The organism is Rahnella sp. Larv3_ips, from assembly GCF_003697865.1.
In the GTDB taxonomy this organism is placed as follows: Bacteria; Pseudomonadota; Gammaproteobacteria; order Enterobacterales; family Enterobacteriaceae; genus Rahnella; species Rahnella rivi.
In genome coordinates, this window is sequence record NZ_MJIB01000014.1 from 574,749 (window position 1) to 585,866 (window position 11,118).

At 55.0% G+C, this 11,118-nt stretch carries 11 protein-coding genes; 8 read left to right on the forward strand and 3 right to left on the reverse strand.

All coding sequences use genetic code 11. The features are described 5' to 3' along the window. Positions 1–149: 149 nt before the first annotated feature. Positions 150–530, reverse strand: coding sequence for a hypothetical protein (locus ED901_RS19200; protein WP_122096906.1), 381 nt, complete (start codon positions 528–530; stop codon positions 150–152). A 750-nt stretch (positions 531–1,280) separates the two neighbouring features. Here ED901_RS19200 and ED901_RS19205 point away from each other — a divergent pair. Further along, positions 1,281–3,842, forward strand: coding sequence for a YadA family autotransporter adhesin (locus tag ED901_RS19205; protein ID WP_240993975.1), 2,562 nt, complete (start codon positions 1,281–1,283; stop codon positions 3,840–3,842). A 52-nt stretch (positions 3,843–3,894) separates the two neighbouring features. Here the strand turns inward: ED901_RS19205 and mntR are convergent, their stop codons facing one another. Further along, on the reverse strand, positions 3,895–4,344 hold the full coding sequence (gene mntR, locus ED901_RS19210) for a manganese-binding transcriptional regulator MntR (RefSeq protein WP_122096966.1): 450 nt from the start codon (positions 4,342–4,344) through the stop codon (positions 3,895–3,897). A 187-nt stretch (positions 4,345–4,531) separates the two neighbouring features. Here mntR and ED901_RS19215 point away from each other — a divergent pair, with 187 nt between their 5' ends. From ED901_RS19215 to ED901_RS19240, 6 genes are all read left to right on the forward strand, one after another. Further along, positions 4,532–5,473: a metal ABC transporter substrate-binding protein gene (locus tag ED901_RS19215; protein WP_122096907.1), complete on the forward strand. Its 942-nt coding sequence runs from the start codon at positions 4,532–4,534 to the stop codon at positions 5,471–5,473. Beyond that, a complete protein-coding gene (locus tag ED901_RS19220) occupies positions 5,470–6,276 on the forward strand; it encodes a metal ABC transporter ATP-binding protein (RefSeq protein ID WP_122096908.1) in 807 nt (268 codons plus the stop codon). The genes ED901_RS19215 and ED901_RS19220 overlap by 4 nt, the downstream gene beginning before the upstream one ends. Next, positions 6,273–7,130, forward strand: a complete 858-nt coding sequence (locus ED901_RS19225) for a metal ABC transporter permease (RefSeq protein ID WP_056775072.1) — start codon at positions 6,273–6,275, stop codon at positions 7,128–7,130. The genes ED901_RS19220 and ED901_RS19225 overlap by 4 nt, the downstream gene beginning before the upstream one ends. After that, positions 7,127–7,981: a metal ABC transporter permease gene (locus ED901_RS19230; RefSeq protein WP_122096909.1), complete on the forward strand. Its 855-nt coding sequence runs from the start codon at positions 7,127–7,129 to the stop codon at positions 7,979–7,981. Before ED901_RS19225 ends, ED901_RS19230 begins: the two co-directional genes overlap by 4 nt. A 76-nt stretch (positions 7,982–8,057) precedes the next feature. Next, positions 8,058–8,645, forward strand: coding sequence for a flavin reductase family protein (locus tag ED901_RS19235; protein WP_122096910.1), 588 nt, complete (start codon positions 8,058–8,060; stop codon positions 8,643–8,645). A 141-nt stretch (positions 8,646–8,786) separates the two neighbouring features. Further along, the gene (locus ED901_RS19240) at positions 8,787–8,966 is read left to right on the forward strand and encodes a hypothetical protein (protein WP_056775066.1); all 180 of its coding nucleotides are present in this window, start codon (positions 8,787–8,789) and stop codon (positions 8,964–8,966) included. A 183-nt stretch (positions 8,967–9,149) separates the two neighbouring features. On the opposite strand, the gene ED901_RS19245 is transcribed toward ED901_RS19240, so the two are convergent. Next, positions 9,150–9,881, reverse strand: a complete 732-nt coding sequence (locus tag ED901_RS19245) for a GntR family transcriptional regulator (RefSeq protein ID WP_056775062.1) — start codon at positions 9,879–9,881, stop codon at positions 9,150–9,152. Between the two features lie 307 nt (positions 9,882–10,188). Here ED901_RS19245 and ED901_RS19250 point away from each other — a divergent pair. Next, positions 10,189–11,118, forward strand: a 930-nt coding sequence (locus ED901_RS19250) for a PTS transporter subunit EIIC (RefSeq protein ID WP_162997904.1), incomplete at its 3' end; no start/stop codon positions are given.

The window sequence follows — 11,118 nt, forward strand, 5'->3', positions numbered from 1 at the left end:
TCATCCATCCGGAACGACTGATAACTTTTACCGGTGCCCGGCAGCACCATTACATCAGGCCGGGTAGGAGGCGAAACGCAGCCCGTCAGCGCTGCGGCCAGGGCGAGCATTGCCACCGGAGTAAACCTGTTCATCACTTTTATTACCTGTTAACGGGGTGCTGAATCGCCCACTACCACTTTCATCCATCCCCGCGGACAAGCAGGAACGCGCGGGTAATAGCCCGCCGGATTCTGGCAGTAATACGCATAGTTTGGCGTTTTCTCAACGTAAGTCTGTGGTTGCGCGGGCGCAACGTAGACCACTGGCGGCGGCGGATAATAGACCGGCGGCGGAATGCCGATCACCACGTTCGGACCATACCAGCCGCGGCCATAGCCACCGTGCCGGTAATAGCCATGCCCATAATAGCCGTGTCCATAATAGCCGTGCCCATAATAACCCTGTCCGTAATAGCCATAGGCGAACGACGCTGAACTGACGGACATCAGTACGCCAGCGCTCAGCATCAACAACAGCAGCCTCTTCATAACCACCTCTGAGATAGAAAACCCGTTGCGCGGAGTCGTAAAAAAAGCCACTTCTCCTGAGGCTAAAGATACTCTGCTGCCAGCGGAAAGGTTGGCGTGGAATTAGGGGGAACAGGACAAGGATGCGTCAGCAATTGTGTGTAAAAAATTCCGGAAACGCGAAATACTGACGTTCGCTGCAATAAAACCCTCTCCCTTTCAACCGCCCGCAAAGATAGCGAAAGTGAATGCTATTCACCGGTATTTTCCTCGCTTAAAGTTCGCTCTTAAATATCCGGCTCATAAAGCATTTTATTTCTTGAATAATAACTGGTGTAAATCAAAAATAAACGATTTTACAATTTAATTACCTGTGTAAGTTATATTATTAAAGCGTTACGACAGGTAATTTAAAATTGATTTTTTTCGGGTTTACCTTTTTAAAAGTTGTCTGATAGCATAATCGCTTCTCCTGAAATCCTTTTTGATGCGCTGAGTGTTTTTGTTTTTAAGTTCAATAAAATCAATGCATTGTGCATTTATTATTTTTCTGTTTTATATTTCATTGAATTCAGGGTTGAAGCCGTTATTGCATGGCTGAATGTCGAGCCGAAATGTTTGTAAAAACGTTAACGGCATTCAGGCATTAATTATTTCATCGTTCAATAACTACCGGCATTGAAATATGCCCGCCTTTGGCCGCAGTGGCCTTATCCGCTGCAAATGAACTGTACACACTACTCATGGCATGGAGCCACAAAGGGAGTTGAAATGAATAAAATATCTCGTCTGACCTGGAATTTTGCATCGAAAGTCCAATTCGTCGCGGGTGAGTTGGCAGGGCAAAAGATAAAACGGATAAGTGGCCTGACGGGTATCGTGGCCGCGACGCTGATATCTTTACCGGCCAATGCGCAGGGTGCCGTTCAGGCAACAGGGGGTGCAGAATCTGCAGATAAGGTGGCTGCGGGCAAACGTGCCACCGACGGGTTTAGCCTCCTGCAACTACAGGCCGTCACCGGCAGCGACGTGCAATACGATACCAACCCGGACGGATCCTTTGACTACAACAACATCACGTTAGGCGGAACAACGTACAGCAGTACGACCAAAAGCGGAGGAACGCGGATCACCAATGTCGCTGCGGGCACCAGTGGCGGTGATGCGGTCAACGTTGATCAGCTCAATGATTCAGTGACGAAAGTCAAAACGCATTATTCCAGCGTGAATGATGGCGGCACGGCGGGAGCGAACTACAACAATGATGGTGCGAAGGGGGCGTATTCCCTGGCCACCGGTGCGGGCGCCACTGTCGATGCCAGTTCAGGCAATGGCGTGGCTATCGGTAAAAATGCCACGGTGAGTTCGTCAAAAGGCAGCGTGGTTATCGGCAGCGATGCCACCGCCAGCTACAGCGTTGCCGGCGCGAATGCGAATCAGGTGGTGATTGGCAACGCGGCCTCAGCCACGGGGGTGTCTTCCATTGCGCTCGGTGATACCGCCAGTGCGACAGCCTCCTCGACCATGGCCTTCGGTTCGGGGGCCAGCGCCAGCGGCACCGGGTCGGCAGTGATGGGCTGGCGTGCGTCAGCCAGCGGGCAGGCGGCGGTGGCGTTGGGTGCGCAGTCACTGGCATCCGGCACCTCCTCTCTTGCTTTTGGCTATGGTGCGACCGCCTCAACCAACAACAGTGTGGCCCTCGGCGCGGGTGCGGTAACGTCTCCGGTAGTGGCGACAACCGGCACGAAGATCCGCGGGAAGGATTATGTTTTCGCCGCAGGGGCGCCCGCAGGCACAGTGAGCCTTGGCGCGCTCGGCAGCGAGCGCACGCTGACCCGCATGGCGGCCGGGCGGCTGAGTTCAGACAGCACCGACGGCGTGAACGGTTCACAACTGTTTGCCACTAATCAGGCCATTGAGAATCTGAATCTCAGCTTCACCGATCTCGATAACCATGCGTTGAAATATGACACCAACGCCGACGGTTCAGTGAACTACAACCGCATGACGACAGGTGGCAGCGCCTATAACAGCAGCACCCACACCGGCGGGACAATATTGACCAACGTGGCGGATGGCTCCGCGCCGAGCGATGCAGTGAACTTCTCTCAGCTGACCGAAACCAATAACAGTATTAACAGCATCTACAGCAGCGGCACGAAATACACCCGCGCCAATTCAACCGGTGCTGATTCCTCGGCGACGGGGGCGGACGCCGTGGCGATTGGTCAGAGTGCTGCCGCCAGCGCAACCAACGCGGTCGCAATCGGTAACGGAGCGCAGGCGGGCACCGCAAACAGCGTGGCGCTGGGCGATGGCGCAAAAACACAGGCGACAGTCGCCACTTCCGGCGTCACCCTTCAGGGGAAAGACTATGTTTTTGCAGGCAGCTCGCCGGTGGGAACGGTCAGCGTCGGCGATACCGGCACGGAACGCACCATCACGAATGTGGCCGCCGGGCAGATCAACGCCACCAGCACCGACGCCGTCAACGGATCCCAGTTGTACGCGGTGACGGATGCGATCAACAACATCAACGGCGGCATGGCGAGTCTGGATACGCTTTCCGTCAAATATGATCTCAACAGCGACGGCACGACCAATTACAGCAAAATCACGCTGTCCGGTGACCCGACCACCCTCACTAACGTTGCGGCAGGCACACAGGACAGCGATGCGGTGAATTATGCCCAGCTCAGCGCGGTTTCTGCCGGGGTGAACAATATCGCCAGCGGGACAGAGGGCATGTTCCAGGTCAGCAACACCAGCAAACGTGCGAAACCGGTAGCCAGCGGCAAAGAGGCCACTGCCGGGGGCGCCGGCGCCGTCGCGTCCGGGGATAACAGTACCGCCCTCGGCTCGAATGCCCGCGCCTCTGCCGCAAATTCCGTTGCGCTGGGGGCGGATTCTCTTGCCGATCGCGCCAACTCGGTTTCGGTAGGTTCTGCGGGGGCGGAACGTCAGATAACTAACGTGGCGACAGGCACCCGCGGTACCGATGCGGTCAACGTTCGCCAGTTAACATCGGGCGTTACCCAGGCCAACCAATACACGGATAACAAGTTCGGCGCGTTGAAAAACCTGGTGGATGACAATAATGACAAGCTGAGTGCCGGTATCGCCGGGGCCATGGCGATGGCCAGTCTGCCGCAGCCTTATGCGCCGGGCGCCAGTATGGTGAGCATGGGGGGAGGGACGTATCAGGATCAGTCCTCCGTCGCGCTGGGAGTGTCCACTATTTCTGAAAATGGCAGATGGGTAACCAAAATGTCCGGCAGCAGTAACTCGCAGGGGGAAATGGGCGCCGCCGTCGGAGTAGGTTATCAGTGGTAATGGCGTAATGTATCGAAGGAATGCCCCTGTTCACGGGGGCAATCCTTCAGGATCAGGACGAGGATTTCTGACTTGCGGTAAAGCGCCGGAACGCCTCAAGTGTTTCATCACTCACGTGATGCTCGACGCCTTCGGCATCCAGCCGTGCGGTTTCGGCACTGATGCCCAGCGCAATGAAGAACGCCTCCACCACGTTGTGACGCTCGCGGTTTTCCGCCGCCAGTTTCTCGCCTTCCGGCGTGAGGAAGGTGCCGCGATAAGGCAACTGATGAACCAGCCCGGCGTTCGCCAGACGCTTCAGGGTTTTCGCCACGGTGGGTTGCGAAACGCCCAGACGTGCAGCCAGATCCACCTGACGCGCTTCGCCGAACTCGCGGATCAGATCGGAAATCAGTTCAACGTAATCATCCATCAGTTCCCGTCGGTGCGCCTCGCGCACCTGTAAAAAACCCTGAGCGTGTTCTTCAACATCCAGCAACGGATTTAATTTTTTATCTTTCACTGCGCCTGCCTCTTTCTTGCTCAACGGTTTCTTACCGCCGCCGCTTTGCGCGACAACGAACCGCATTGTAAACCAACAACACATATCTACCAATTTCTGCGAACTTTGCCTTGGCTATGGAGTATAGCCTATGCTATACCTGAATAATAAACCGCCGACAGCCGGGCACAGTGACAGGAGAAAATTCATGGGAAATGGACAAAACATTGTAAAACTATTCAGTCAGTCGCCGTTCCGTTTACGGCTGATGCTGATCGGCATGATCGTGGCGCTGATCACCGGCAATGCAACGGCGGCGGAGAAAGACAAAAAAAAGTTTAAAGTGGTGACGACCTTCACGGTGATCCAGGACATCGCGCAGAACGTTGCCGGTGATGCCGCCACGGTGGAGTCCATCACCAAACCCGGTGCGGAAATTCACGATTATCAGCCGACGCCGCGTGACATCGTAAAAACGCAGTCTGCCGATCTGATCCTGTGGAACGGATTTAACCTCGAACGCTGGTTCGGGCGCTTCTTTGCCAACATCAAAAATGTGCCGTCCGCGACCGTCACCGACGGCATCGCGCCGCTGCCGATCCAGGAAGGGCCTTATCTCGGCAACCCCAATCCGCACGCGTGGATGTCGGCAAAAAATGCGCTGGTGTACGTGGAGAATATCCGCGCAGCGCTGGTGAAATACGACCCTGAAAACGCCGCAACCTACGACCGCAACGCCAAAAGCTATGCCGAAAAAATCACCCGGCTGGATGCGCCGCTGCGCGAACGTCTGGCAAAAATTCCGGCTCAGCAGCGCTGGTTAGTCACCAGCGAGGGCGCGTTCAGCTATCTGGCGAAAGATTATGATTTGAAAGAAGCCTATCTGTGGCCAATCAACGCCGAAGAGCAGGGCACGCCGCAGCAGGTGAAAAAACTGATCGACCTGGTGCGCCAGCAAAACATCCCGGTGGTGTTCAGCGAAAGCACCATCTCGGATAAACCGGCCAAACAGGTCAGCAAAGAGACAGGCGCGAAATATGGCGGTGTGCTGTATGTCGATTCCCTGTCTGCGGCGGATGGCCCGGTACCGACCTACATTGATTTGCTGAAAGTCACGGTCGGCACCATTGCGCAAGGATTCGGCCAATGAGTGATACCGCGCTGCATCTCGACGTCGATAACATTTCGGTGACCTACAACAATGGTCACACCGCCATAGAGAATGCGTCGTTCCGCCTGAGCGGCGGATCGATCTGCGCGCTGCTGGGCGTCAACGGCAGCGGCAAATCGACCCTGTTCAAAACCATCATGGGCATTATTCGCCCGACGCACGGCAGCGTGACGCTTGATGGCCTGAACGTCAGCAAAGCCCTGAAGCAGAATCTGATCGCTTACGTGCCGCAGTCTGAAGACGTGGACTGGAACTTTCCGGTGCTGGTGCGTGATGTGGTGATGATGGGGCGCTACGGCAAAATGTCATTTCTGCGAATTCCCTCGCACGAAGATAAAAAACAGGTGGCGTCGGCGCTGGCGCGTGTTGGCCTGACCGATCTGGCACAGCGTCAGATCGGCGAGCTTTCCGGTGGTCAGAAAAAACGCGTGTTTCTTGCCCGTGCGCTGGCACAACAAGGGCGCGTGATGTTGCTCGACGAGCCGTTTACCGGCGTGGATATCAAAACAGAAAACGCCATTATCGATCTGCTGCGCCAGCTGCGTGAAGAGGGGCATCTGATCCTGGTGTCGACCCATAACATCGCCAGTGTCCCGGATTTCTGCGACCGCGTGGTGTTGATCAACCGGACGGTGATCGCCGCCGGGCCACTTGACACCACCTTTACCCATCCGAATCTTGAGAATACGTTCGGCGGCGCACTGCGCAATATCGGCTATTTAGTCCCGCAGGAAACGGCCGCGATGCCAGAAACCCTGTCACAGATAAGGCGGGTGAAATGATTGACCTGCTGCTTGAGCCGTTTCATTACAACTATATGGTGAAAGCCATCTGGGTCAGTGCGGGGGTGGGCGCGGTGTGTGCGTTTTTGTCCGCGTACCTGATGCTCAAGGGCTGGTCGCTGATGGGCGATGCGTTATCGCATTCCGTGGTGCCGGGCGTGGCGGGCGCGTACGCGCTGGGCTTTCCTTACGCCATTGGTGCCTTTGGCACCGGCATTCTGGCCGCGCTCTCCATGACGCTGCTACGCCATTTCACCAAACTGCGTGAAGACGCCATCATTGGTTTTGTTTTTTCCACCTTCTTCGCCCTCGGCCTGCTGCTGGTGTCCCTGAATCCGACCTCCGTCAACGTGCAGTCGATCCTGTTCGGCAACATTTTAGGCATCGACGACGCCGACATTTTGCAGGTGCAAATCATCGTCGGCATTTCCCTGCTGGTGCTGTGTGTCATCTGGCGCGACCTGCTGGCGGTCTTTTTCGATGAAGCGCATGCGCGCTCGGTCGGCCTTTCTCCGCTGTGGCTGAAGGTGATTTTCTTCACCATTTTCAGCGCGTGCAGCGTGGCGGCGCTCCAGACCGTCGGCGCGATTTTAGTGATCGCCATGGTGATCACCCCCGGCGCGACGGCGTATCTGCTGTCCGACCGCTTTTCGCACCTGTTGATTATCTCAGTGATGATCGGCGCGGTAACCAGCGCGGTGGGCGCATGGCTCAGTTATTACCTCGACGGTGCCACCGGCGGGGTGATCGTCTGTCTGCAAACCACCGTTTTCCTGCTGGCATTTTTATTCGCACCGAAACACGGCTGGCTGGCGAATCATTTCCGTCTTAAACGTTCAGGGAGCCGCGCATGATGGCCTGGATGGATGTGCTGATGGAGCCGATGAGCTTCGACTTTATGCAGCGCGCGTTGCTCACCGCCGCGGCCACCAGCGTGGTCTGCGCGATATTTTCCTGTTTTCTGGTGCTCAAAGGCTGGTCGCTGATGGGCGACGCCATCTCTCACGCGGTGCTGCCCGGCGTGGTGCTGGCCTATCTGGCGGGGATCCCGCTGGTGATCGGCGCGTTCGGTTCCGGCCTGTTTTGTGCGGTCGCCACCGGTTTTATCAAGGAGCATTGCCGTGTAAAAGAAGATTCGGTGATGGGCATCGTGTTTTCCGGCATGTTCGCCGCCGGACTGGTGCTGTTCTCGCGGGTGAATACCGAGCAGCATCTCAGCCATATTCTGTTCGGTAACGTGCTCGGCGTCACCGACAGCGAAATGCTGCAAACGCTGATCATCGCGTTTATCGTCACTCTGGCGATTATCATCAAATTCAAAGACCTGATGCTGTTTTGTTTTGACCCGGTTCAGGCGAAGGTTATCGGGCTGCCGGTGCGTTTTTACCACTATGCGCTGCTGTGTCTGCTGGCGCTGACCATCGTTGCCGCGTTGCAGGCGGTCGGCGTGGTGCTGGTGGTGGCGATGCTGATCACCCCCGGCATCACCGCCTTTCTGCTGTGTAAAACCCTGCCGAAAATGATGGCGGTGGCGGTCACGGCGTCACTGCTGGCGGCGGTGTCCGGCACCTTTATCAGTTTTTATATCGATGCCGCGACCGGCCCGACCATCGTGCTGATTCAGGCACTGATTTTCCTGCTGGCGCTGACGGTGCATCTGCTGCGCAAGGCGGTCAAACCGCGTCAGGCCGCCTCAAATCCCTGACAGCGCACCGAATGAATAGTGTTCCGGCGGAAGTTTTGCGATGCTGCACGCCGGACATTTTTTATGAGAAACGCCAATGACCCCACAATTTGCTCCCGTTGAACTGGAAAAAGCTTACCGTCTGATTAATCACGGCACGACCGCGCTGGTATCTGCGCATCACGAAGGCGTGGACAACGTGATGTCTGCCTCGTGGGTGTGTGGTCTGGATTTCAGACCGGCAAAACTGACCGTGGTGCTGGATAAAATCGCCAGAACGCGTGAGCTTATCGAACAGAGCGGATACTTCGTGATTCAGGTGCCTACGGTCGCGCAACTGCAAATGACCTACGATCTGGGCAACCGTACGCTGCGCAATGACCCGGATAAACTGGCGAAATGCGGCACTGAGCTGTTTCGAATGGCAGACCAGGGGGATTTACCTTTCGTCGCCGGTTGCACCGCGTGGCTGGCCTGTAAGCTGATCCCGGAGCCTCATAACCAGCAGGCGCATGATCTGTTTATCGGTGAGATTGTCGGTGCCTGGGCGGACACCCGCGTGTTCAAAAACGGACACTGGCATTTTGAAGAAGCCGATCCGTCGCTGCGCAGTTTGCACTACATCGCAGGCGGCCAGTTCTACGCCACCGGCCAACCGCTGAACGCCAATACTGATCTGAAATAATCCGCTGATACACCGGAGCTGGCGGTTTTATGACTACACCGCTGGCTACCTGGCACATAAAGGCCTACCATCGACCCGCACCATGCATTAAGACGTACCCTGGTTTTTTGAAGTTCCATGCACCACGAGTTAAGGATTGTTATGAGCGAAGTCGAAAGTTCGATCAGTGTTGGCGATAGTTTTACTGTCAAGAACGGCTCAACCCACGAAGTCACTGGCTTTGTGAAGAAAGGAGAAAGAATTTATCCAACGGTTAAAACTGACCACGGCGATTCTAACTTCACCTTCATTAAAGAAATTGTTTCAGTGAACAAAGCGTAACGTTAACGACCTTACCGAAGATCGCGGCCTGTTGTCTCCCTACGCAGAGCAGGCTGCGTGACGATGCCCCTTCAGATTCTATTTTCCGCTCCTTCTCTGATCTCCCCTTTTTTTCCTGATGACGTCTCAGCCAATCCGCACATCATGACTTTCCAGACATCCGCTTCAGACAGTGCTGATCTCTCAGGCTGGCCGTATGTGACCGGTACAGGATTTGTTGCGCTGCAAATGGTAGTCCACATGGTATTCGTTGGCGTTACGGATCATCACTGAATAATTGATGTAATCACCGGTATCGCTGTAAGACAGCGACGTCAGGCGCAGCAGCGGCGTGCCTTCGGCGATGTGAAACAGGGCGGCGACGGTACTGTCGGCGAGGATCGGGCTGAAGCTTTCATAGTTTCCGGCAATGCAGATATGGCATTCGTCTTCAATGTAGGAAAATTTAGAGCCTTCAAGATGCTTCACCGAAAGATTGCCAAATAAACGGCCTGGCATGTAGCTGTCTTCCAGCACCAGCGGTTTGCCCTCCACCGACCGCAGGCGGCGCGAATAGTAGATGCGCTCATCGGTTTTGATGCGCAGCTGGCTGGCGATGGCCGGGGGCGCGCCCATGATCTTAAACTCCAGCACTTCGCTCACCGTCGGGCGGCCAAGCTGTTTCATCAGTTCACAAAACCCCATCAGCCCGCGCGTTTCATGCTGGACATCCTTTTGCGCGACGAAGGTTCCGCTACCGTGACAGCGCCGCACCAGCCCCCATTCGATCAGCAAGTCCACCGCTTTACGCAGCGTCATGCGCGAGACGCCAAACTCCGTTGCCAGCTTTTTTTCGCTGGGTAAAGCATCACCGATGCCGAAATCGGCAGAATTAATGCGAATTCTTAAGCGTTCAGCAAGCGTTTTGTAGATCACCGGCAGACCTCTTTCTCCGTGCGCGAAATCCCGTAGCCGGGCCTTGAAAGCCGGTTAAGCCCCTGTAAATCCTCAATAACCTGTTCTGACCTTGCGGGGTTTTAAGACCCGCTAATTTCAGTGTATAGAAAAAGCCTGAAAAGTAGATCACTTCACCCGCAGAAAAAGCATGAATGCGATCACGAAACGATTAATCATTTTGCGATCTTATTTTTCATTATTCCTACTCTCTGATCAGAAAATAAAAAACGTCATTAAAAACATTTTAATAAAAAACTCTGACCCCGAAGTAAAATGAGGATTATATATGCTCAGTCAAATCCAACGTTTTGGCGGTGCGATGTTTACGCCGGTATTACTGTTTCCGTTTGCGGGAATGGTGGTGGGCATCGCGATTATGCTTCAAAACCCGATGTTCATGGGAGAAACGCTCACTGCCCCTGACAATCTTTTTGCTCAAGTTGTTCATATTATTGAGGAAGGCGGCTGGACGGTATTTCGTAATATGCCGCTGATTTTCGCCATCGGCTTGCCTATCGGGCTGGCGAAACAGGCACAAGGCCGTGCCTGTCTGGCGGCGCTGGTCAGTTTTATGACCTGGAATTATTTAATTAATGCCATGGGATTAACCTGGGGAGATTATTTCGGCGTTAATTTCAACGTCGAGCCCGGCGGGCAAAGTGGACTGGCGATGATTGGCGGAATTAAAACGCTCGACACCAGCATCATTGGTGCGATTATTATTTCCGGTCTTGTTACCTCAATACACAATCATTTTTTTGATAAACAACTTCCCGTCTTCCTCGGTATTTTTCAGGGCAGCTCCTTCGTGGTGATTATTGGTTTCCTGCTGATGATCCCCTGCGCGTGGCTGACCCTGCTGCTGTGGCCGAAAGTGCAGACCGGTATTCTCTCGATGCAGCATTTCATGCTGGTTTCCGGTTCGCTGGGCGTCTGGGTCTACACCTTCCTCGAACGCATTCTGATCCCGACCGGTTTGCATCACTTCGTCTACGGTCCCTTTGTCTTTGGCCCGGCGGCGATTGAAGGGGGCATTCAGGTTTACTGGGCTGAACATTTGCAGGCCTTCAGCCAAAGCACCGAACCGCTGAAAAACCTGTTCCCGCAGGGCGGCTTTGCGCTGTTCGGTAACTCGAAAGTCTTCGGGTCGATGGGGGTTGCGATGGCGATTTACGCCACCGCCGCACCGCAAAACCGCGTGAAAGTGGCGGGGGGG

What these genes read in the sequence shown, in the direction of transcription:
- ED901_RS19200 (WP_122096906.1), bottom strand. Translation starts at nt 530, where the DNA reads ATGAAGAGGCTGCTGTTGTTGATGCTGAGCGCTGGCGTACTGATGTCC.
- ED901_RS19205 (WP_240993975.1), top strand. Translation starts at nt 1,281, where the DNA reads ATGAATAAAATATCTCGTCTGACCTGGAATTTTGCATCGAAAGTCCAA.
- ED901_RS19215 (WP_122096907.1), top strand. Translation starts at nt 4,532, where the DNA reads ATGGGAAATGGACAAAACATTGTAAAACTATTCAGTCAGTCGCCGTTC.
- ED901_RS19220 (WP_122096908.1), top strand. Translation starts at nt 5,470, where the DNA reads ATGAGTGATACCGCGCTGCATCTCGACGTCGATAACATTTCGGTGACC.
- ED901_RS19225 (WP_056775072.1), top strand. Translation starts at nt 6,273, where the DNA reads ATGATTGACCTGCTGCTTGAGCCGTTTCATTACAACTATATGGTGAAA.
- ED901_RS19230 (WP_122096909.1), top strand. Translation starts at nt 7,127, where the DNA reads ATGATGGCCTGGATGGATGTGCTGATGGAGCCGATGAGCTTCGACTTT.
- ED901_RS19235 (WP_122096910.1), top strand. Translation starts at nt 8,058, where the DNA reads ATGACCCCACAATTTGCTCCCGTTGAACTGGAAAAAGCTTACCGTCTG.
- ED901_RS19240 (WP_056775066.1), top strand. Translation starts at nt 8,787, where the DNA reads ATGAGCGAAGTCGAAAGTTCGATCAGTGTTGGCGATAGTTTTACTGTC.